General features: G+C 69.5%; 24 protein-coding genes. 11 read left to right on the top strand and 13 right to left on the bottom strand.

Features of this window, described 5'->3' with window-relative positions; genetic code table 11:
• Position 1: 1 nt before the first annotated feature.
• The 6 genes from OZ948_04710 to OZ948_04685 are packed head-to-tail and all read right to left on the bottom strand — an operon-like array spanning position 2 to position 5,541.
• Positions 2-730 carry a class I SAM-dependent methyltransferase gene (locus tag OZ948_04710; GenBank protein ID MEB2344019.1) on the bottom strand — a complete coding sequence of 243 codons (729 nt, stop codon included), beginning with the start codon at positions 728-730 and terminating at the stop codon, positions 2-4.
• Positions 714-1,442, bottom strand: a complete 729-nt coding sequence (locus OZ948_04705) for a beta-ketoacyl synthase chain length factor (protein MEB2344018.1) — start codon at positions 1,440-1,442, stop codon at positions 714-716. Before OZ948_04705 ends, OZ948_04710 begins: the two co-directional genes overlap by 17 nt.
• Entirely contained in the window at positions 1,427-2,644 is a 1,218-nt protein-coding gene (locus OZ948_04700; GenBank protein ID MEB2344017.1) for a beta-ketoacyl-ACP synthase, read from the bottom strand. The genes OZ948_04705 and OZ948_04700 overlap by 16 nt, the downstream gene beginning before the upstream one ends.
• Positions 2,641-4,146 (bottom strand): class I adenylate-forming enzyme family protein, encoded by a 1,506-nt coding sequence (locus OZ948_04695; protein ID MEB2344016.1) that lies wholly within the window; start codon positions 4,144-4,146, stop codon positions 2,641-2,643. Before OZ948_04695 ends, OZ948_04700 begins: the two co-directional genes overlap by 4 nt.
• Positions 4,139-5,050, bottom strand: a complete 912-nt coding sequence (locus OZ948_04690; GenBank protein ID MEB2344015.1) for a hypothetical protein — start codon at positions 5,048-5,050, stop codon at positions 4,139-4,141. The genes OZ948_04695 and OZ948_04690 overlap by 8 nt, the downstream gene beginning before the upstream one ends.
• Entirely contained in the window at positions 5,047-5,541 is a 495-nt protein-coding gene (locus tag OZ948_04685; protein MEB2344014.1) for an acyl-CoA thioesterase, read from the bottom strand. Before OZ948_04685 ends, OZ948_04690 begins: the two co-directional genes overlap by 4 nt.
• 154 nt (positions 5,542-5,695) lie before the next feature.
• On the opposite strand from OZ948_04685, the gene OZ948_04680 reads away from it, so the two are divergent.
• Complete coding sequence (locus OZ948_04680; GenBank protein ID MEB2344013.1) at positions 5,696-7,057, top strand: radical SAM protein; 1,362 nt, start codon at positions 5,696-5,698, stop codon at positions 7,055-7,057.
• On the opposite strand, the gene OZ948_04675 is transcribed toward OZ948_04680, so the two are convergent.
• From OZ948_04675 to OZ948_04655, 5 genes are all read right to left on the bottom strand, one after another.
• On the bottom strand, positions 7,045-7,377 hold the full coding sequence (locus OZ948_04675; protein ID MEB2344012.1) for a hypothetical protein: 333 nt from the start codon (positions 7,375-7,377) through the stop codon (positions 7,045-7,047). The genes OZ948_04680 and OZ948_04675 overlap by 13 nt on opposite strands.
• Before the next feature lie 90 nt (positions 7,378-7,467).
• Complete coding sequence (locus tag OZ948_04670; GenBank protein MEB2344011.1) at positions 7,468-8,031, bottom strand: DUF3261 domain-containing protein; 564 nt, start codon at positions 8,029-8,031, stop codon at positions 7,468-7,470.
• A 98-nt stretch (positions 8,032-8,129) separates the two neighbouring features.
• Positions 8,130-8,570: an excinuclease ABC subunit A gene (locus OZ948_04665; protein MEB2344010.1), complete on the bottom strand. Its 441-nt coding sequence runs from the start codon at positions 8,568-8,570 to the stop codon at positions 8,130-8,132.
• A complete protein-coding gene (locus OZ948_04660; GenBank protein MEB2344009.1) occupies positions 8,567-10,942 on the bottom strand; it encodes an MMPL family transporter in 2,376 nt (791 codons plus the stop codon). Before OZ948_04660 ends, OZ948_04665 begins: the two co-directional genes overlap by 4 nt.
• Positions 10,939-11,580 (bottom strand): outer membrane lipoprotein carrier protein LolA, encoded by a 642-nt coding sequence (locus tag OZ948_04655; GenBank protein ID MEB2344008.1) that lies wholly within the window; start codon positions 11,578-11,580, stop codon positions 10,939-10,941. The genes OZ948_04660 and OZ948_04655 overlap by 4 nt, the downstream gene beginning before the upstream one ends.
• A gap of 113 nt (positions 11,581-11,693) precedes the next feature.
• On the opposite strand from OZ948_04655, the gene OZ948_04650 reads away from it, so the two are divergent.
• From OZ948_04650 to OZ948_04605, 10 genes are all read left to right on the top strand, one after another.
• Positions 11,694-12,560, top strand: coding sequence for a lysophospholipid acyltransferase family protein (locus tag OZ948_04650; GenBank protein MEB2344007.1), 867 nt, complete (start codon positions 11,694-11,696; stop codon positions 12,558-12,560).
• Positions 12,547-12,816: a phosphopantetheine-binding protein gene (locus OZ948_04645; protein ID MEB2344006.1), complete on the top strand. Its 270-nt coding sequence runs from the start codon at positions 12,547-12,549 to the stop codon at positions 12,814-12,816. The genes OZ948_04650 and OZ948_04645 overlap by 14 nt, the downstream gene beginning before the upstream one ends.
• Before the next feature lie 9 nt (positions 12,817-12,825).
• Positions 12,826-13,110 (top strand): acyl carrier protein, encoded by a 285-nt coding sequence (locus OZ948_04640; GenBank protein ID MEB2344005.1) that lies wholly within the window; start codon positions 12,826-12,828, stop codon positions 13,108-13,110.
• Positions 13,111-13,112: 2 nt separating this feature from the next.
• Positions 13,113-13,712, top strand: a complete 600-nt coding sequence (locus OZ948_04635) for a hypothetical protein (GenBank protein MEB2344004.1) — start codon at positions 13,113-13,115, stop codon at positions 13,710-13,712.
• Positions 13,713-13,723: 11 nt separating this feature from the next.
• Positions 13,724-14,101 (top strand): hypothetical protein, encoded by a 378-nt coding sequence (locus tag OZ948_04630; GenBank protein ID MEB2344003.1) that lies wholly within the window; start codon positions 13,724-13,726, stop codon positions 14,099-14,101.
• Positions 14,098-15,795 carry a glycosyltransferase gene (locus OZ948_04625; GenBank protein MEB2344002.1) on the top strand — a complete coding sequence of 566 codons (1,698 nt, stop codon included), beginning with the start codon at positions 14,098-14,100 and terminating at the stop codon, positions 15,793-15,795. Before OZ948_04630 ends, OZ948_04625 begins: the two co-directional genes overlap by 4 nt.
• Entirely contained in the window at positions 15,792-16,259 is a 468-nt protein-coding gene (locus OZ948_04620) for a hypothetical protein (protein MEB2344001.1), read from the top strand. Before OZ948_04625 ends, OZ948_04620 begins: the two co-directional genes overlap by 4 nt.
• On the top strand, positions 16,252-16,974 hold the full coding sequence (gene fabG, locus OZ948_04615) for a 3-oxoacyl-ACP reductase FabG (GenBank protein MEB2344000.1): 723 nt from the start codon (positions 16,252-16,254) through the stop codon (positions 16,972-16,974). The genes OZ948_04620 and fabG overlap by 8 nt, the downstream gene beginning before the upstream one ends.
• Positions 16,971-18,209, top strand: coding sequence for a beta-ketoacyl-ACP synthase (locus tag OZ948_04610; protein MEB2343999.1), 1,239 nt, complete (start codon positions 16,971-16,973; stop codon positions 18,207-18,209). The genes fabG and OZ948_04610 overlap by 4 nt, the downstream gene beginning before the upstream one ends.
• A gap of 149 nt (positions 18,210-18,358) precedes the next feature.
• Positions 18,359-19,531, top strand: a complete 1,173-nt coding sequence (locus OZ948_04605) for an alpha/beta hydrolase (GenBank protein ID MEB2343998.1) — start codon at positions 18,359-18,361, stop codon at positions 19,529-19,531.
• 72 nt (positions 19,532-19,603) lie between these two features.
• Here the strand turns inward: OZ948_04605 and OZ948_04600 are convergent, their stop codons facing one another.
• Together OZ948_04600 and OZ948_04595 are read right to left on the bottom strand one after the other, a co-directional pair.
• Complete coding sequence (locus OZ948_04600; GenBank protein ID MEB2343997.1) at positions 19,604-20,950, bottom strand: carotenoid oxygenase family protein; 1,347 nt, start codon at positions 20,948-20,950, stop codon at positions 19,604-19,606.
• A gap of 66 nt (positions 20,951-21,016) precedes the next feature.
• Complete coding sequence (locus OZ948_04595; protein MEB2343996.1) at positions 21,017-21,331, bottom strand: hypothetical protein; 315 nt, start codon at positions 21,329-21,331, stop codon at positions 21,017-21,019.
• Positions 21,332-21,333: the final 2 nt, after the last annotated feature.

Genomic DNA, 21,333 nt, shown 5'->3' with positions numbered 1-21,333 from the left:
CCTATTCGTTCGGCGACACGAACGGGCGGCGGGCGACCACGAGCAACTCCTTCGGCTCCCGGAGTGCCTTCCTTGAGAAACCCAGCGTGGTCCGCAGGCTGACCACCGGCTCCGACCAGAAGGGACGCGGAGTGGCCGTTCGCAGCACTTCGAAGCCCGTGGATCGCAGGAGATCGAGATGGGCGCCGGCCTTCCGGAGGCCCTGTGCGGGATGTCGGAACAGAACCCGGACCGGAATCGATTCCAGGAAGGGCCGGCAGGATTCCGCCAGGAGCAGCAGGCCGCCCGGCCGCAGCAGACGGAAGAACTCGGCAAGTACACCAGAAGCATTCGTGACGTGATGGAGCGTCTGGTGACAGAGAACCACGTCGAAGCATCGACTCTGCACGGGCATCCGGGAGAGCTCCGCGCGTACGAGACGGACGGGAATCGCGCTCTCGCGCGCCGTCACCATCGCGCGCCTGACCTGCTGTGGATCCACATCGACTCCCACGATCTCGTCGGGCTCGAAGCGCTGCGTGATCTCTGCGAATCCCAGGCCTGCGCCACAGCCGGCGTCGAGGAGCCGCCCGAAGCGCGGCGCCGATCCCTGCATGGCCTGCAGCTCGTCGAGCGCGACGGCCAGGACATATCGCCGCCAGACGTCCGTGCGTTGGAACCACTCGCCGAACCTCGTGTCGGGGGTCCACCCCCGCATCCGTCGACGTCGGAACTCAGCCTGCGTCTTCACGCGTCCACTCCCACGATCGGCGAGTCCCGGCGATACGGAGCGACGGCTCCTCGCGGATCCACCAGCGCAGGAACTCGAGCGCTGGGGGCCATCCGCACGGTCGAGAGGGTGCCTCCGTTGCCGACAGCGAGACAGCCGGTCCTGCGCCATCGGGCTCCAGGAGCAATGCGAGGGCGTATCCCCCGTGGGGCTCCTCCTGCCAACCGTCGAAGGGCTCCGGCAGCGCGATGTCCCCGACGACCAGCAGGACCCGGTCCGCTCGTGCCCGATGCGCCAGTGCGAGGGCCTCCACGAACCCGCTGACGAAGGTCTCGGAGCGTGCCGAGACGGTGCATGCCGGCTCGGTGTTGCGAGCCCAGATCGAGAAGAGACCGTGTTGCGTGTTGTGAACCGAGTGGCTGAACCGGGTCGGAGAGAGGGCTGTGCCCACGGCTAGATCGACGAGCAGGGCCACGGTGGTGTCGATCGGGCCATGGCGGGACGCGAAGACGCTCGGGAGTGACGCCAGGGCGTCACCGGCACACCGCGCGGCAACGTGCAGCATCGAGCGAGCCAGGGGGTCGAGGCGACGCCGCTGGAGCGCAGGGACGAACGACAGGTCGGGAGTGCCCCGCCCGGTCAGTTCCGCCGGCGCCGCCGCCCAGCGAAGCCAGTCGGCTTCCGCCTCGATCCCCGGCGCCCATGCGCACCAGCGGTTCAGGGCCGCTCGCACGCTGTCTCGTCTCCGCCGAGCACGAGGCTGCTGTTCGAGCCGCCGAAGCCGAACGAGTTGGACATGACGACCGCGGGCCCGGCCACCCGGTCGTGCTCGCGCGCGAGGGCGATCTGCGGCAGCTCCAGGTCGGCCGCCCCGTCCCATCGATGCGGCGGGATCGGCGAGCCTGCCACGTCGCCATGGGCGAGCATCATCCAGCAGAACGCCGCCTCGAGCGCGCCCGAGGCGCCGAGCGCATGGCCCACCAGCGGCTTGGTCGAGCTGCACGGGACGCCGAGTCCGAGCACCTCCGCGACGGCCCTCGCCTCGGAGGCGTCGTTGTGGGGAGTCCCGGTGCCGTGCAGGTTGAGGTAGCCGATCTGCTCCGGCGCGAGTCCAGCGTCCTCGAGGGCGCTGCGCATGCACGCTGCCATCCCTGATCCGCCGGGCTCGGGGGCCGACATGTGATGAGCGTCGCTCGACTCTCCCGATCCGAGGAGCTGGATGCCGCCCGCGTCGCGCGTCATCAGGAATAGCGCTCCTCCCTCGCCGAGATTCAGTCCGTCCCGGTTCCTGCTCATCGGGTTGCTGCGGCCCCGCGCGATCGCCTGCAGGGCCGCGAAACCCTGGGCCGTGAGGCGACAGAGGGAGTCGACACCACCCGTGATCACGGCATCGCAGGCGTCGAGGGCAAGCAGGGACCGAGCGGCCGCCATGGCCTTCGCGCCCGACGAGCAGGCCGTCGAGAGGGTGTAGGCATGACCACGGGCTCCGGTCGTGCGCGCGACGAAGTCGGCGAGCCCCCCTTGCTCGAGCTGGCCGAGTGCGAAGTGCTCGGGTAGGGCTCCTGATTCCCTCCTCGCCGCGAAGGCCTGCTCCGCGTCGGAGAGGCCAGAGGTGCTCGTCCCGACGACCACGGCGAGGCGATCGGCGCCGAAACGCCGGCGAGCGCTCGCGATCTGCTCGTCGATCTGGCGCAAGACGAGCAGCGCGATCCGGTTGTTGCGGCAATCGAGCTCCCCGAGGCCGGCCTCGATCGGAGGCAGCGGCGCGGAGACGACCCCGAAGAGCCGTGGTCCGGCCCCGAGATCGCGCTCGACCAGGCCGGAACCGTCACCCGCCGCGAGGCGAGGCCAGATCTGCCGGATGCCGCTTCCGAGTGCGCAAACGACACCGACGTCGACGAGCCGGCAAGGAGACGCACTGCGCATCTGGCTCATCCGTCGGCGCTCGAAGCGCGCCCCGCGGCGTACATCCGCTCCTCGGTGAGCGCTCTTCGCAGCAACTTGCCGGTCGGCGAGCGTGGCAATGCGTCACGAACCTCGAAGACGCGTGGGATCTTGTAGCTGGGCACCCGTTCTTCGAGGTAGGCACGAAGCTCGCTGCTGCGGATCTCGCTTCGGCCCGAGGGGACGACGAAGGCCTTCAGGCGTGAGACCGTGCGCGAGTAGGGAATCGGGACGACTACCGCGGCCGACACGTCCGGATGGGCCTCGAGCAGCGCTTCGATCTCGATCGGGTTCACCTTGCGGCCTCCCACGTCGATCAGGAGCGAGATCCGACCCGTGATCTCGAGATTGCCCGACGCGTCGAAACGCCCGAGATCGGCGGTCCGGTAGAAGGAACCAGGGTGGAGGGTCGACCCGTCCAGATACCCGGCGAAGAGCGATGGAGACGCGATCGCGACACGTCCCTCGCATCCGACCGGGAGCGGCCGCTCCGCCAGCGTGTCGTCCTCGGCGAGCACACGGATCTGCACGCCCGGCAAGGGGGTGCCCACGCTCTGGGGAGCGAAGCCGGCGCGCGCAGGATCCGACCAGGTGATCGAGCCGAACTCGGTGGCACCGTAGAGCTGACCGATCGCGACGCCGCTCACGGCCAGGAACTCGTCGAAGACGGAACGGGGAAGGGGGCCTCCCGCCGAGATCGCCAGCCGGAGACTCCTGCCCGGCCACGTCGAGGCGCCCTCCGAGCGGACGAGGACGTCGAACAGGAAGGGCACCGCCGGCAGGACGGTGACCCCGTCCTGCAAGGCAGCGCGGACGCTCGAGAGCTCGAAACCGTCGCGGAGCTCGACCGTGCAGCCGGCGAAGACCGCGGTCAGCAAGCCCTGATCGATGCCGTAGGAGTGGTGGAGCGGGATCGTTAGCAGCAGCCGATCATCCGCGCAGACGCCGATCGCTCGAGCGCACGAGGTTGCCACGGCATCGAGTGCCGCGAGTCGCCGCCGAACGATCTTCGGTGTGCCGGTCGTTCCCGAGGTCGTGAGGAGGAGTGCACCGCCGGGGGCCGGCGGCGGCTCGCCGGTCTCGGGCGCCTCGGCGAGCAGGCGATCGAGCGCGATCCCCTTCCTGCAGCCGGCAGCCGCTGCGGCCGTGAGCACCTCGGGCCCTCCGATGGAGATCGAGGTGTGCGTTCTCCCGAGGAGGTCGGCGATCTGGGCTACCGGGAGGTCCGGCGCCAGCGGAAGGATCTCCGCGCCGGCACGCAGCGCCCCGAGCAACGCCACCGGGAGTTCGAGCCGGTTCGGGGAGGAGATCGCGACGACGGGGGCCGCGTCGATCGCGAGCAGGCGCGCGGCGAAACCGGTGACTGCCCGTCGGAGATCCCGCCAGGTCAGAGAGCGCCCCGAGGACTCGCGGTAGGCGACCGCGTCCGGTCTGCATTGCGCGTGGCCCGAGAGGGCGTCAAGGATGGCGGACTGACGCGAGGGATCAGACATCGATCGAGGCCAGACCCTCCACCTCGACCAGCAGCTCTTCGCGGCAGAGACTCGCGACACCGGCCTCGAGGTGGGAGAGCGCGGGGAAGGTCCGATGCAGCAGATCCGTGGCGATCTCGACATCGGCCTCGCGTGCGACGTAGATCCGCAGCTCCTGGTAGCGCGCCACCCCGGAGCCGACGGCCGCCGAGAGCAACGCGGTGAGGTTGCGGCAGGTCTCCTCGAGCTGCGCCCGGAGATCACCCGGGTGCAGCGAGTCCTCGTCCACGATGCTGGCGGTTCCCGAAGCGATCAGGAACCGATGGGCCGTTGCCCGCTCCCATGCAGGGACGATCATGGCACGCGCGAAGCAGGGAGGACGGGGTCCCCATCGTCGTGTGTAGCGCCATGGCGCCGCCTGCCGCGGATTCGCGACCGATCGTCCGGGCACCGCGCCTGCGAGGACGTCGATCACGAGGTCCTCTCCATCGTGTCCGACGGCCGATGCAGCGGCGAGGTGCCTCACGAACGAGGCTCCCCATGCGTCCTGGAGGGCCTCGTAACGGCCGATGTTGAATACCTGGTAGCGGGATCCGGCGATCTCGGCGGCAGCGCCGATCGCGGGTACGTAGTTCCAGTACCGCCACGCATGCAGCTTCGCCTCGTCGAGCGCGCGACCGATGCGGCCGTAGATCCGCCGCGCTGCGCTGCGCAAGGCGCGGTCGTCGAGGAGCCGCGCCTGGCGCACCACGGCGTGAAGGAGCGTCAACGAGCCGGAGCCGGCCATCTCGAGCGAGAATCCTTCGTCGCCCGTCGGGATCGCCCGCGGCTCCCCCGCCACGATCGCCTCCAGCCAGGCCGGCCGCGCGGGAAGACCCACCCGGACCGGCACCGACGGGCAGCACTCCCCACCGGCGCGGGTCATGGTGCGGCCGAGCTCGCACTGACGGTGTCGCCGACACTCCGCCCGGACTCCGTCAGTCGGGCGAGGATCTGGGCCGGCGTACACAGCAACAAGCGACGGTCCCGGTCGAGTGTAGCCAGGACGGTCACGGCTTTCGCGACGCGGGAGCCGCACGGCTCGCGGGTCACTTCGTAATCGATCCGGATCCGGTGTTTCACGTCCGCGAGCCATGCAGCCACCCGCGCTCGCTCCCCGTAGCGGAGCGGGGAGACGTGACGGCAGCGGCTCTCGATCATCACCATGCCGTAGCCGAGGTCCACGAGATCCCGTGCATCCAGGCCGCGGGATCGGAACAGTGCGGTTCGGGCGAGCTCCAGGTACTTGTAGTAGTGGCCGTGCCAGACGATTCCGAGCGCGTCGACGTCGTGGAAGGGGACTTCGATCGCGACCTGGACCTCGTGAAGCCTGGGTTCACGCGCCCGCCGGTCGCCGGCTGCCACGGCCTCGCGCACCGACGACCCAGCTCCCGCCATCCTGGCCCTCCCCGGCGCGCCTGCCGTCGTCGCGCGTTCGCGCATTCTAGCGGACCCCTCGCGCTTCGTTCCGCCTCCCGCACTCGCCGCCCGCGTGTATGATGCGGGTCTCCACCGGACCCGTAGGCGCACCGTGAAGATCGCATTCGTATCGGCCAATCGGGAGAAGCTGCCGGACGCGGTCGTACCCCTCGGGCTGCTCTACGTCGTGGCCAGTACCCCCGAACGCCATCCCCGGTCACTCGTCGACCTGTGCTTCGAGCGCGAGCCGGTCCGCGCCTTGCGCAGACAGCTCGCCGCACAGGGTCCTGATCTGGTCGCGATCGGCCTCAGGAACATCCAGAACAACCACTACGCCGGAGTCGCGGACAACCTTGCCTACTACGAAGAGCTGGTCGCCGCGGCGCGATCCGTGAGCTCGGCGCCAATCGTCCTGGGTGGGGCCGGATTCAGCGTGATGCCGGACGAGATCATGCGGCGGCTGCAGCCCGACTTCGGCCTGTCGGGCGAGGCGGAGGCCACGTTCCCTGCCCTGGTCGAGACGCTCGAGAAGGGCAGTGGATTCGAGGAGATCGGCAATCTCCACTGGTTCGAGCGCGGGACCCTGCGCCGCAACGCACCGGGCCCCTTCCTCGCGCTCGACGCCCTACCCGTTCCCGATCGTGCGCTCGTGGACACCCGCTACTACGAGCGCTTCGCGATCGAATCGGTGCAGACGAAACGCGGCTGTCCGCTGCGCTGTGACTACTGCACCTACCCGCTCATCGAGGGCCGCTCGGGACGCCTGCGAACGCCATCGGCAGTCGTGGACGAGATGGTTCTCGCCCTCGATCTGCATCCGCGTATCCGTCACTTCTTCGTCGTCGATTCGGTCTTCAACCTGCCGCGGAGCCACGCCAAGACCGTATGTCGGGAGTTGATCGCCCGCCGTTGGCGCGTGCCCTGGACCTGCTATGCGAACCCGCTCGGCTTCGACCGGGAGCTGGCGCAGCTTGCACGCGACGCGGGTTGTGCGGGAATGGAGATCGGATCCGACTCGGGGAACGACGAGGTGCTCGCTCGCCTGCGCAAGGGCTTCACGACCCGCCAGGTACGCGACCTCCACGAGATCTGTGCGGACGTCGGGTTGCGCGATTGCCATACCTTCATCCTGGCGACCCGGGGCGAGACGATCGACGACGTGCGACGAACCCTGGATTTCGTCGACGACCTCGATCCGTGGAGCGCCATCTTCATGCTCTGGGTGGACGACCGCGAGGCGGTCGACCCCGCGCTGCGAGCAGCGCACCAGCGACTCCGAGGACGCGCTGCCGACCTGCTGCTCGAACGCGCCGCCGGCCGCCCGCACTGGAGCATCCCACCGCTGGGCGTCAACTTCGACGAGAAGCTGTTCCGGCGTCTGCGCCGGCGCGGTATGTATGGTCCGCTCTGGCAGCACATGCGGCCGGGCCCGATCGGCACGAGCGACCGTCCCCCGGACGATCAACCGCCGTAGCCGAGGGCGCTCTTGATCTCCTCGGAGAGGTTGTTGACCCAGCGGTTGTAGTTCCGGTGGATCTTGTCTCCCTGGTGCATCAAGGCCTCGCTGTCCTTGTACTGGATCTGGTAGCTGTCGGCGTCGTAGTGGATCTCCACGACTGCGACGTGCTTTCGCAGGTGGAGGGTCCCCGTCATGAGGCCAGGGCCATCGTCGACCATCTCCCAGCCGAGGCGGGCTCCCGCAAGCTTGATCGCGTGGGCCGTCTCCGCTTCGGTCTTCGCCTCCGGCAGCGTGACGCTCGGATTCAGGATCGGCGCCGTCCTGCACGCCATCATCAGCAACGATGACGCGACGAGGAGCGAGCAACCCCTGGCGAAACGTCGTTCGTGCATCGAGCCCTCCCTGATGAGATGGTCGTCATCCTATCAGCGCGGAGGTCCGCCTGGGAGGGAATCCTGCGGCGAGCAGCCGACGGCAACGCGTGAGAGCGTCGTGATATCGAGACGGTATCCGAATCGTCGGCTCTCGATCGAGAGCGCTGCGGGGATCTCGCCCTCCGCGAGGCCCTCCGGGTACAGCACCTGCACCTGCTCTCGCGGTTCGCCGCTCGTCCGATAGCTGCGCTCCCGCAGGCGCCCCTCGGCCCAGACCTCCTCCACCCTTTCTCCCCCCGGCAAGGCGGCCTCGCGCCGGCCGTCCTCGACCGGAGGTCCCGCGAGCCGGACGAAGAGCCCGCGGTGGATGTCACGGAGGACGCGCCGGGGCTCGAAGGGAAGACGGGTTCCTGCCCGGACCTCGCTTTCCACGTGCGTACCGCGTTGCCTCACGACGACACCCGGTGTCCCGAAGGGCGTCAGGAGCAGCACGGTGAGCTCGCCACAGGCGTGCTGGATCACCGCACGCGAGCTGCCCGTGCGTCCGTTCCAGCGAAATCGGATCTCCTGCTCGAGCAGGAAGCTCCCGTCGATGTCGTTCGCGTCGACCAACACCGGCGGATCCTCACCCACCCGCTCCGGGACCGCGTGAGCACACGCGAAGGAAGCGAGCAGAACGACGGCGAAAACGCGCCTCGGCCCCCCGACGCGTGTCACCTGCCCTTCAGCTTCACGACCCGACCGGTCAGGACGACGTTCGCGACGACGTTCCCTGCTGCGCACCGGTACTGACTCGGGCTGCTCAGATCCTCGTGTCGCGTGATCGAGCGGATCTCGACGACCGCGTTTCCGCCCTCCGCCCGGGCCCGCTGCTGCAGCGCGATGATCGCCGAGAGGAAGGCGATTTGGCAGGCGCTCCGGTCCGACTTGTTGAACGCGTTCGTGCGCCGGTTGGAGCTGAACTCACCGAGCGACTTCGCGATCGGCGGGTGCTTCTGCCCGGCCATGTAGAACGGAACGTCGAGGAGACGGCTCGAGTGCCCGCTCTTCTTCGCTTCTTCGACGGGTAGATCGAGAAGCGTGTTTCGTGCCCAGGCCGGCGGCGGCACAGCAAGCACGGCGATCAGGGCGAGTAGGGGAAGTGCTGATCTCATGGGAACCTCCTCTCCGTCGCGCACGGTCGCGGGGGAAGCAGCGCCCGAGCGGCGAGCGCGAGAAACAGTGTGAGCGTGATTCCGATCGCAGTCGAGACTCCGAGAGCACGAAGTGCCGGGAACGAGGAGCCGGCCAGCAAACCGAACGAGAGCAGCGTCGAGAGCCAATCGAGTGTGACGCTGAACAAGGATACTCCTTCGGACCGTGGATCGGAACGCGATTCCGCCAGGAAGATGCCGTAGTCGACCCCGAGGCTCATGACCAGGAGGAGGCCCAGGAGATGAAGGAGGGTCAACGGTACGCCGGCAAGCGACAGCAGCCCGAGCGTGGAGACGGCGGCCAGGAATCCTGGTGCGGCGGCCGCGACGGTCCGATCGAGGCGCCGGTACCGCACCCAGACCAGTGCAATCACTCCCAGTGAACCTGCAGCCAGGAGACGGAGCGTTCGTGCACGCAGCTTCGCGTAGAGAGATCCCACGAAACGGCGCTGGTCGTAACGGTACGCGTTCGGGACGTCGGCGATTGCCGCGTGGAGGGCCTCGGGATCGCGCACGTCGTCGAGCCAGGTCAGCAACGCCACTCGTCCGTCGGACAGCTCCAAGCGATACGTCTCGACGAGCAGGCGCAGAGGGGAGGCAAGCAGGTCCTTGACGACCAGGGGCTCCACGTCGGGCGTCGCCAGGGCGTCCGCAAAGGCGTCGCGCCGGAAGCCCTCCTGCTCGAAGGCACGTGCGATCCGGCTGCTCAGGTGCGGAACAGATCCGACGACATCCAGGTTGCGGAGCTGGAGCTCCCGGGACGGGAGGATCGGATGCAGCGAGCGGAAGCTTCCGATTGCACCCTCGCTCCGCGCACGGAGGAGCCGCGAGTAGACGGCATCGTTCTGCTTCAGGGCCAGCTCGTCGTCGGCCGCGATCACCACGACGAGTTGGCCGGCATCACCGAGTTGCAGTGCATCGCGCAGCCTGTGGTCCTCTCGTAGCCACTCCGGCTCGAGTGGCGCGTTCCACGCGAACACGTCGTCGTCCCAGCGCACGTATGCGGCCCCGGCTGCGGCGAACCCCGCTGCGGCGAGGACGAGGAGCGCGGCCGGCACGCGCCTGCGCTCGCTCCCGCTCAGCCACTGCTCCGTACGCCGGACCCAGCGCTTCGCCAGCGGAGTGGGCGCGACGCGGGCGGGCGCCAGCTCGGGAACCAGGACGACGGTCGCCAGGGCTGCGGACGCCACCCCGGCCACTGCGAAACATCCGATCTGCTGGATCCCGGGAAGCTGGGATGTCGCGATTCCGGCGAAACCTGCAGCACTCGTCGCTGCGGCGAGCAGGATGGGGGCACGGATCCGGTGGACCACCCCGCTGCGCTCGGCTCCCGGTGGCCGGAAGGCGCCGTGGGTGAGCAGATGCACGGGGTAGTCCGTGCAGATGCCGATCAGGGTGGCTCCGAAGGCCAGGGTCAACGCGTGCAGGTCACCGAACACGAGAACGGTTGCCGCGGTAGCACCGAGGACTCCGAAACCGAGAGGAGCCAGGATCAACAGCAGCACCGCCCAGGACCGGTATACCAGATGGAATCCGACGATGAGCGCGCCCAGCGACACGACCGAGATCCAGGCCGCATCGGCTCGCGCGTGCTGCTCGGAGGCCACGGCGAAGCGATGGGGACCGCTCTGCTCGAGCGCCAGATCCACCGGCCAGCGGGCATCGAGCGCGGCGAAGGACTGGGCCACGAAGTGGAGGAACGGCTCCTGGTTCTCCGCATCGAAGGCGGATTCCCTCGTCGTGACGAAGAGGACTGCCCGGGGCGGATCACCAGCCACGAACGTGCCATTTCGCACGGTGACCGACCGCTGCGCACCTGCAAGCTCCCGGAGCTGGGTCGGCCAGATCATCAACGGGTCGGCACCCGCCCAACGGCGGATCAGCGCTCCTTCGGGTCGGCTCAGTTCGCCGAGCAGCCGCCGCGCCGCTGCGCGCAACCCTTCCAGGGACAACCGCGCTGGCAGCTCTCGCTCGGGCTCCGCCGACAGGAGCATCCAGCGCCGCGGGAAGTAGAGCGAGAATGCGGCGTCGAGGAAGTCCGGATCGGGTCCCGCGCGCGCCGCCTCGACCATCGGATGCGTGGCCAGCTCGAGCGACCATTCACGCGCCGCCGCGATCGAGTCCTCGAGGTCCGGCGACGAGAGGGCAAGGATCATCGTCCGCATCCGCTGCGAGCGGAGCATCTGCCCAGCTACGGCGGAGAGATCCCGGTCTTGCTCGCTGGCGAGGAACAGGCCGAGATCACTCGAGATCCTGGCTTCGCACGCGACATACCCAGCCAGCGATGCGGTCAACAGCACGAACGCAGCAATCGTCGATCGGCGGCGGCTCACGGCGGCGGCGCGCGGAACAGGCGCTCCGACTCGGCAGCATCGAAACGGTGGGCCACGTCGACCCTCGAGAACCGGATCCGCGTCTCGTCTCCCCCGCGCTCGAAGATGCGCATCTCCCCGGGCCTGACGTCCTGTCCGCTGACCACGATCGACAGAATGGCTGCCCGAACCGCGTCGCGGCGAGGCGTGAGACGGAGCTTCCAGGCCCCGTTCGCTTCGGTCGCGAGCTCCACCGAGAACAGCGTGCGGATCCCTCCGGCATCACCCCGGAGGAGCAGGCGCAGGCCCTCCACGAACGCGGAGAGCACCGGCGCGGCGGCGAGGTCCAGAGAGCGCAGATCGCCGCCATCCACGACCGTGATCTCGTTGCCGCGGACGATCGTCGCGGAGGGTGCCGGGCGTTCTACGTGACGGGCAAGCCGATCAGGTGGCTGGAAGTAGATCGCGCCCTCGCTTCGAAGCGGAGCCTGGAGCAGAGCCAGCCGACGCTCTTCCTGGAAGTGGGCCGAGAAACCGGGCATCTCGGCAAAGCGCTGCAGGATCCGATCCAGATCCGTCGTCCCAGCGGCGGACCCGCCCAGCGCCGGGAGCGCGGCGAGCAGCAGCCATGCGAGGACCACATTCGCGCGGCGGCACAAGCTCTCGGGCTTCGAGTCGATCGAGTGGCACTCCGAGCCGATTTACATCCTCTGAAGACGCGTGGTAGTCTGCCCTCGCATGCGGCGGAGACGCAACCCTGACCGGCCGGAGGGTGAGCGATCGCGTGGGGGCGGATCGAGCGGTGGCGAGCGGGTTCGCGAGCACAGCCCGGGGCCAGCTCTCCGGGGACGGGCCCCGGGCCCGGCGCTCGCGGCTCGAGCATGTCCTGAGACGAGCGGGGACGGGTCTCCTCTTCGCCACCTTCGGCGTAGGATCCCTCTTCCTCGCAACCTTCGGCTTCCCCTTCCTCGTCGTCCGGTACCGAGGCCGAGCACGCGAGCTCGCTGCGCAGCGCCTCATCCAACGCGCATTCGCAACCTTCGTGGCCTTCGGGACCCTCCTGCGACTCTTCGAGCTGCGGTGGACGGGAAGCGACGCACTCCGACGAGGGCCCCGGCTCGTCGTCGCCAACCATCCGACGCTGCTCGACGTCGTGTTCCTCGCTTCCCGGATGCCACAGGCCGATTGCATCGTGAAGGCCGAGGCCTGGCGGAATCCGTTCCTGCGCCGCGTCGTCGAGGTGGCCGGCTACGTTCCGAATTCGAGTGGCCCGGAGGTCGTGGAGGCCTGCGTGGAGCGTCTCCGGTCCGGGCGCTCGGTGATCGTCTTTCCGGAAGGCACACGGTCGCCGCACACTGGCCTCCATCGCTTCCAGCGGGGCGCCGCACACATCTCGATGCGGAGCGGCGTCCCGATGACCCCCGTCGTCATCCGCTGCAACCCTCCGGCTCTGAAGAGGGGGCAGCCCTGGTGGGACGTTCCCGACCGGAAGCTGATCCTCTCGCTCGACGTCGGCCCCCCCCTGCGAGCAGAAGACCTTGCGGCCGGGAGTTCAGCCGCGGTGCCGCGGGTTGCCCGCGAGGCAACGGCAGGTCTGCGACGCTACTTCGAGACCAGGGAGCAGCATGAAGACAGTTGAGATACTCGAGTCGGAGATCAAGGAGCTCATCGTCGAGGCGCTGGCGCTCGAGGATCTGATCCCTTCGGAACTCGACTCGACGGAGCCGCTCTTCGATTCCGGCCTCGGGCTCGACTCGATCGATGCGCTCGAGATCGCGGTCGCCCTCGAGAAGCGCTACGGGATCGTCGTCGATGACGACGCCGGCGCCAATCGGGAGCGATTCGCATCGGTCCGGAGTCTCGCTCGCTTCGTTGCGGACTCGCTTCCCCGCTGAGGTTCCGGCATGCCGACCATCACACGCGCCCTCACCAAGCCCGAGATCCTGGATCGCGTGCTCGACGTCCTCGCTCGCTCGTTCGACCTCGCACCCGACCGGATCCGACCCGATTCACACCTCGTCGACGACCTCGACCTCGACAGCATCGACGCCATCGACCTCGTGGTAGGGCTCGAGGAGGAGACAGGGCTCGAGGTGAGCGAGGAGGAATTGAAGGCGATCCGCGTCGTCCAGGACGTCGTCGATCTGTTGCACGAGAAGCTCGCACGGGCCGGGCGGGCCACTGGATGAGGGTGGTCCAGGCGATCCTGTTCCTCGCCTATCCCTTTGCGATCTACCTGGCCCTGGGGCACGCAAGCCCGCGAGCAGTGGCGCTCGGAGCGCTGGCGCTACTGGCGTTGCGGACCGTGTTGACCTCGCCCCACCGGGGACTGGCGTATGCGCGGGCGGGTGCGCTGCCCGTCGCGGCGGTGGGGGTCGCGCTGGTCACCACCGCGATCTGGAACGACCCGATCGCTCTCCTGTTCGCTCCTGCGCTGGGAAGCTTCGCTCTCTTCGTCGCCTTCGCGGGGTCACTCCTTCGCGTGGAGTCGGTCGTCGAGGCGATCGCGCGGGTGTCCCTGGGGTCGCTCGACGTCGAACAGTCGCGTTACTGCCGTCGCGTCACGCTCGTCTGGGCGGCGTTCTTCCTCGTGAACGGTGCCACCTCGGCGTTCCTCGCGCTGTACGGAACCGTGGAGGCCTGGACGCTGTATACGGGTCTCGTCGCGTACCTGCTGATCGGCCTGCTCTTCGCGGCCGAGTACAGCTACCGCCAGTGGCGGTTCCGGATCTACCTCGGCGCGCCGACCGACCCCCTGTTCCAGCGCTTGTTCCCCCCGCGTGCCGACTAGGTGCACCGCTCGTGGGTCCCACGACGAAACCTGATCGCCCCCGGCTGGAGCCCGCCGTCGTCGCGGAGCGCAGTACACGCGATCGGCTCGAGCTCGATCTGGTGGTACCCGAGGATCTGGCCGTCTGGCCCGGCCACTTCCCGGGCAACCCGATCCTGCCCGGAGCGCTCCAGGTCGCATGGGTGATGGAGGCGGTGTCGCGCTGGCGCGGGGCGCACGCCCTCTGCTCGATTCCGCTGCTCAAGTTCCGGAGGCCGATCCTCCCCGGTCAGCGCCTGACCATCCGGCTGCGCTCCTGCCGGCAGCCGGGCAGACTCGACTTCGAGCTTGCAGACGGCGCTCGGATCCTGTCGGTGGGACGCCTCGATCTGGAACGGGCATCCCGGTGAAGCCCTGCATCCTGATCACGATCTACGACCAACCGGGCGCCATCGCCGCCCTCTGTGACGCCCTCGCTCCGCTCGGTCTTCCCGCGATCCTGGTCGACGACGGAAGCGCCTCCGAGACGCGGGGCATCCTCACGGAGATCGCCCAGCGCCACCCGTGGACGCACCATCTGCGTCACCCGGAGAACCGGGGGCGCGGCGCGGCGCTGCAGACGGGCTATCGGGCGGCCCTTGCGGCCGGCTTCACCCACGCGCTCCAGATCGATGCGGACGGCCAGCACGACGCTGCGGACGCGGGGCGGTTCCTCGCTGCCGCGGAGCGGGACCCCGAGGCGCTCGTCCTCGGTGCGCCGATCTTCGACGAGACGGCTCCGCGCGCGCGTCGGTGGGGACGGTGGCTCTCCCGGATATGGGTCTGGATCGAGACCTGGTCCCTCGCGATCGCCGATCCCCTGTGCGGCTACCGATGCGTGCCGCTCGCCCGGGCCGTGAGCGTGATCGATGCGGTGCCGTGCGGGCGGCACATGGAGTTCGATCCCGAGTTCGCGGTGCGCATGGTCTGGGCGGGGGCTCCCGTCGTCAACGTCGCGACGCACGTCCGGTATCCACCGGATGGCATCTCGCACTTCGACATGCTCCGGGACAACCTGCGGATCTCGAAGACCCACGCGGTCCTCGCGGCCGGCGCGCTGCTCCGGCTGCCGCGCCTCCTCGTGGACCGGCGAACCCAGGAGGCGGAGCCCTGGCACCGGAGTCGCGAACGCGGGTCGATCGTGGGCATGCAGGTGGTCGCGTGGATCTACCGCCATCTCGGCCGGCGTCTCGCCCGGCTGTGCGTCTTTCCGATCGTCGCCTATTTCTGGCTCACCTCGCCGTCGGCACGGCACGCGTCGCAGCGCTATCTGCGCCGCATCGCGGCCTACCCCGAGGGTGCCCGCATCGTGGGTGCGGATCCCGGCGGGCGCGAGGTGCTGCGGCATTTCACGAGCTTCGGCCTCTCGATCTTCGATCGGATCGGCTTCTGGCTCGGCCGGCACGGCGACTTCCGCTTCGAGATCGAGGGCTCCGCACATCTCGATCGGATCGCCCGCGAAGGCCGCGGCGCGCTCGTCCTCGGCTCCCATCTCGGCAGCTTCGACGCCATGCGCTTGATCGGTGAGCGCTCGCCGATCCCGGTGAACGTGCTGATGTACACCCGTCATGCACCGCGCATCAATGCGCTCTTCGAGCGCTTGACGGCCAGCGCCGGCATGGCGGCTCCGGTCCGCGTGATCCCGATCGTGCCGGGCTCGATGGAGCATGTCGTGCGCGCCCGTGCCTGCCTCCAGCGCGGCGAGGTGGTGGCGATCCTCGCCGATCGCCTCGCGCCCTCGGAGGATCCCCGCCGCGCCTGCGCGGTGAAGGTCCTGGGCCGGACGGCGCGGCTGCCGATCGCACCCTTCCGGCTCGCGTCGGTGCTCGACGCGCCGCTCTACCTGATGACGGCGCTGCGCTCGGAAGGCTCCCGCTACGTGATCCACGTCCACGAGCTGGCCGATCGAGCGAACCGTCCACCGGGGCGGGATGCGCGCGACGAGCAGCTCCGGGCGCTCGCCCAGGCCTACGCGGACCATCTCACGGCCGCGTGCCTGCGAGCACCCTACCAGTGGTTCAACTTCTTCGATTTCTGGAGCGACGACGAGGTCTCCGAACGATGAGCGCGCAGGTCGACCACGAGCTCGACGTACGCGAACTGCTTCCGCACGATGGGCCGATGGTCCTGGTCGACCGGATCCTGCGGCACGGGCCCAGCGAGACGGCCTGTGTGGTCGATGTTTCGACCCAGGATCTGTTCCGGGATCGCGACGGCTCGATCCCGCTGTGGGTCGGGCTCGAATACATGGCACAATGCAGTGCCGTGCATGCGGCGGCCGCGGCGGTGGGCACGGGCGTCGGCGAGCCCGGGCATTCGATACTCCTCGTCAGCGTCCGGAACCTGCGATTCCACTGTGACCGCTTCCGAGGCCGGTGGATCGAAGCCGTGGCCCATCGGCGCGCCGGCAGGGGTGCGGTGGCGGAGTTCGATTGCATGCTGCGCGACCTCGAGACCGGCGAGTTGCTCGCGGAGGGGCGCCTCTACGGCCTTCGCCGTCGCAGCGGCGAGGCGGCTTTCGATGCGTAGGGTGCTGGTGACCGGTGCGAGCCGCGGAATCGGCCGCGCGATCGCTCTCCGGCTGGCGCGGGATGGCTTCGCTGTCACGATCCACCACCGGGACAACCCGGAGCGGGCGGCCGCCGTGCACCAGGAGATCCTGGACGGTGGGGGCACGGCCCGGATGCTGCGCTTCGACGTCAGCGATCGGGAGACCACCGGCCGCGAGCTCGAGGGCGACGTCGAGGCCCATGGCGCCTACTTCGGGATCGTCTGCAACGCGGGAACGCATGCAGATGCCGCCTTCCCGGCCATGTCGGGGGAGGCGTGGGACCGGGTACTGCGGACGAACCTGGATGGATTCTTCAACGTGGTCCGCCCGCTGGTGATGCCGATGGTGCGTCTCCGCGAGGGGGGACGGATCGTGACGATCTCCTCGGTCTCGGGTGTCGCCGGCAATCGGGGGCAGGTGAACTACAGCGCTTCGAAGGCAGGGCTGATCGGAGCGACGCGGTCGCTCGCGCTCGAGCTGGCAAGGCGATCGATCACGGTGAACAGCGTGGCGCCCGGCCTCATCGCCACCGAGATGATCGCCGGCGCACCGGTCGAGGAGATCACGAAGCTGATTCCGATGCGTCGGATCGGTACCCCCGAGGAGGTCGCGGGTGTCGTCGGATTCCTGTTCTCGAGCGATGCCTCCTACGTCACCGGCCAGGTGATCGGAGTGAGCGGAGGGCTCGGTTGAAGCATCGGGTCGTCGTGACAGGTATGGCCGGCCTGTGTCCGCTCGGGATCGAGTGGCCGGAGGTCGCGCAGGCGCTGCGCGAAGGGCGCTCCGGCGTCCGCGTGGTCCCCGAACTCGGAGAGATCGAGGGCATGGCAACGCGGCTGGGTGCGCTCGTCCCCGGCTTCGAGGTTCCCGCCCACTACCCCCGCAAGAGCATTCGCAGCATGGGGCGCGTGTCGCTGCTTGCGACGCGTGCCACCGAGATCGCTCTCGCGAGCGCTGGGCTGACGGGACACCCCGTGTTGCACGACGGGTCGGCAGGGATCTCCTACGGGTCGACGGCAGGGAGCCCGCCCGCGATGGCGGTGTACGCGACGAGCATCATCGGAAACCGCTCGCTGCGCGGGATCCGCGCAACCGACTACCTGCAGTTCATGAGCCATACCGTGGCCGCCAATCTGGCCCAGTTCTTCGGGGTGCGAGGGCGAATCGTCACCGCGTGCAGCGCGTGCACCTCGGGGAGCCAGGGCATCGGCTACGGTTACGAGGCCATTCGCGAAGGCCGACAACGGGTGATGATCACTGGCGGCGCGGAGGAGTTCCACGCCATCGACGTCGCCGTCTTCGACGTCCTGTTCGCCACCTCCAAACGGAACGACGAGCCGGACCGGACCCCGCGGCCCTTCGATGTCGCACGCGACGGCTTGGTCGTCGCGGAGGGTGCGGCCACACTCGTCCTCGAGGAGCGCGAGTTCGCCCTGCAGCGGGGTGCTCCGATCCTCGCCGAGATCGTCGGCTGGGGGACGAACTGCGACGGCCGCCATCTCACGAAGCCCGATGCGGAGGGGATGCGGAGCGTGATGGAGCTGGCGCTGCAGGACGCTTCGTTGTCGCCGGCGGATATCGCGTACGTCAACGCGCACGGAACGGCGACGGAGGCCGGTGACATCGCGGAGAGCATCGCGACGAACCAGGTCTTCGGAGAGCACATCCCGGTGAGCTCGCTGAAGGGCCACCTGGGGCACACCCTCGGCGCGTGCGGCGCGATCGAAGCCTGGATCACCATCCAGATGACCCGCGACGGATGGGTGGCGCCGACGCGGAACCTGGAGGAGGTGGACGGCCGCTGCGCGCCGCTTTCGCACGTGCGCGGGGTGCCAGCGACGATCGACGCACCGATCGTGATGAGCAACAACTTCGCGTTCGGCGGGGTCAACACCTCGCTGATCCTGCGGATCGGATCGGATCGATGACGGCGCGGGCCGGCGCGAGGCGGGTGCGATGGGGCGGGATCGCCGCTGGGGTGCTCCTGACCTGTCTGGTCGCGGGCTGCGCATTTCGAGGCCTCCGCGAGCAGCTCGACGAGGCCGCAGCGCTCTCCAACCTGGCGGGCACGGTCCGGATGGCCCGGGCCGGCCAGGGCCCCCTCGTCGTGGTCCTGCTCCGGGAGCGCGAGGGCGAGCAGCAGATCGCCGATCACTTCGTGCTCGAGCGCCCCGGGCCGTGGCGCTTCCTGACGACACCCGGCCTGTACCGGTTGGGTGCGTTCGAGGACCGCAACGCCGACGGCGTGCTGCAGCCGACCGAGCCGGTGCTTCTCCCCCGCGAGGGTCCGGTCTTCCGCCTCGGGCCCGGCGCCCGCCGGATGGACGTCGAGCTGGTGATCGATCCCGATCGGAGAGCGTCCATCGGCGCGCCGCTGGACATTGCAGCGCTCCAGGCGCGCAGCTCCGCCGACCAGCTCGACTGGAGCCTCGGACGCATCACCGTGGTGGGCCAGGTGGTCCCGCTCGACGACCCGCGCTTCTCCCCCGAGCGTGCAGAGGAAGGCCTCTGGCGGCCGCTGGACTTCATCGTCCGCAGCGAGGCAGGCGTGTACTTTGCGGAGCCGTACGACCCCACCCGCATTCCCGTGCTCTTCGTCCACGGCATCCTCGGGAGCCCGCGCGGGTTCGCAGCGCTCGCCAAGCACCTCGATCCCGCGCGCTTCCAGCCGTGGTTCTACTACTACCCGTCGGGTGCCCATCTGGACCGTATCGCCAAGCATCTGTCGCAGGTGATCCTGAAGCTGACCCTACGCCATCGATGCAAGCGGATCTACGTGGTCGCGCACAGCATGGGGGGCCTGGTCGCTCGGGCGTTCGTCTTCGAGCACGCCGCCCTGGTGAGCCAGGATCCGGTGCGGCTCTTGGTCACGCTTTCGACCCCGTGGAGCGGACAGGGCAGCGCCGCTCACGCAGCCCGGGCCGCCCGGCGAGGGCTGCCGATGGCGCCCTCGTGGCTCGACGTCGCGCCGAAGAGCGCCTTCCTCGAAGCCCTGTTCCATCTCGGAGGGCAGCCCCGCCGGCTTCCAGACGGCGTCGCCTTCCACCTGCTGTTCGGCTACCAGCGGAGGCAGCGCCGCCCGGGCCCGTCCTCCGATGGCGTCATCGCCCTCACCAGTCAGCTTCGGCTCGAAGCCCAGCATGAGGCGTCCTCGCTGCTCGGCGTCGACGCGGGGCATGCGGCGATCCTGCACAGCCCCGCAGCGATCGAGCGGGTAAACGAGATCCTCGCGAAAGCATCGACGATGTGATCGGCGGCGGAAGCGTGCTGCGTTCGGGCGTCGGGCGGCCCGTCGGCGCTCTGGAGGGCCTCGGGCCCCGCCTCAGTGGGGATCCGGCACCCAGTTGCCGTGGAAGCCGAAGGGCACGCGCTGGGGCAGGTGGATGCGCGCGAGGGGGGCGGCGGCGAAGTCCTGGGCGTGGAGGATCACGACCTCGCTGCGGTCCGAGGGGGCGTCGTAGACGTAGGCCAGGATCCAGCCGTCGTCCTCGGCGGCGTCAGGGGTGCGCGGGACGAAGACGGGCTCGAGGAACCGGCGGCCGGGTGCGGCGCCGTGGACCTCGGTGGTGCGCTTCAGCAGGTCGTGCTTGTAGATCGGGCCCATCGCGAGCCCGTCGCCGAGGGTTCCCGTGTAGCCGTAGCGGATCGGCCGGCCGATCCGGCGCTCGTCGTGGCGCGGGAACTCGTGGCCGCGATCCGAGAGGGTGTCGGTCGAGACCTTGGCCGACGAGGGGTCGATCACCCAGCGGTCGAGCGTGGGGCGGCCCTCGTTCGGGCCGTTCGGGTCGCGGGCGAACATCTTCGGGTGGCGGCAGACGTCCATCACGACCCGGCCGTCGGCCGTCTCGTAGGCGTTGAGCGGGTGGAAGACGTAGCAGAGGGGCACCTCGAGCCAGCGCACGCGGGCGGCGTCGGCGTCCTCGCGCGGGAGCAGGCCCACGCGCGCGCCGTAGTCGGGATCCCACGCGTAGGGGAACGGCATGCCGTTCTCGAGGTTCTCGGGCCGGAAGGTGCAGGGCAGGTCGAGGATCACGACGTAGCGCTCGGTGATCGCGCAGTCGTGGAGCATCGGCTTGCCGGGCACCGGGACGTTCACGGTCCGGCGCACGCGCGCGTCGGTGCCGACCACGACGTACTGGACGTAGTCCCACGCCCAGTAGTAGACCATCGCGTGCAGCTCGCCGGTGTCGGGATCGCGCTTCGGGTGTGCAGTGAAGGAGCCGGGCAGGGTGCCGCCGAAGTCCGAGTAGGCAACGGTCTCGAGCTCGGGGGTGAGCTCGACCGGCAGGCCACCGGCCTCCACGATCGCGAAGGTGCGGCCGGCGTGCTCGATCACGTTGGTGTTGGCGACACCCGATCCCATCCCGTGGCGAGGCCCGGGTGTGAGCGGCAGGCCCTGCGCGGCCGCGACGGCGTCGTCGCGCACGTAGCGGTTGCGGTACCACTCGGCGCGCCCGTCGCGCAGGCGCAGGCCGTGCACCATGCCGTTCCCGGTGAACCAGTGATAGGTCCCGGGGTCGGGCGGCGTGACCGGGTTCGGGCCGATCCGCAGGAGACGGCCCCGGAGCTCGTGCGGGATCTCGCCCGTGACGGGCAGGTCGAAGGCGCTGAGCTCCCGCGCCACCGGGGCGAAGTTGCCCGAGAGGTACGGGTTGCCGGGGGCGGACACAGCGACACCGTCCACCGGATCGCCGGCGGTGTCAACCGACCCGGGCCGGGAACGCCGGAGGGCCCCCTACAGCTCCCCGCCGAGGCGCCGGAAGATGGCGTCGGGCGTGTCCTGGGCAGCCGCGCTCCCCACGTCGAGGGTGCGCAGGCCTGCCGAGAGGCGGCTGCACACGGCTGCCTCGTCGGCCACGCCGCGCTGGCGCAGCTCGCGCGGGAGGATCCTCGCGACGACCACCGCGAGCTCCGCGGGGGTTGCGGTGCGCGCCTCGAGGCCTGCCTCCTTGAGCGCGATGCGGACCGTGCCGCGTGCCTCGAGGCGCTCGAGCGACGTTCCCGCCTCGATCGCCTCACACAGCCATTCGAACGCCTGCGAGCCCGCCATCG

This window comes from Deltaproteobacteria bacterium (assembly GCA_035063765.1).
Taxonomy (GTDB): Bacteria; Myxococcota_A; UBA9160; order UBA9160; family PR03; genus CAADGG01.
Note: the sequence above shows the minus strand (reverse complement) of the source record. Positions and strands in the feature narration are given on the sequence as shown.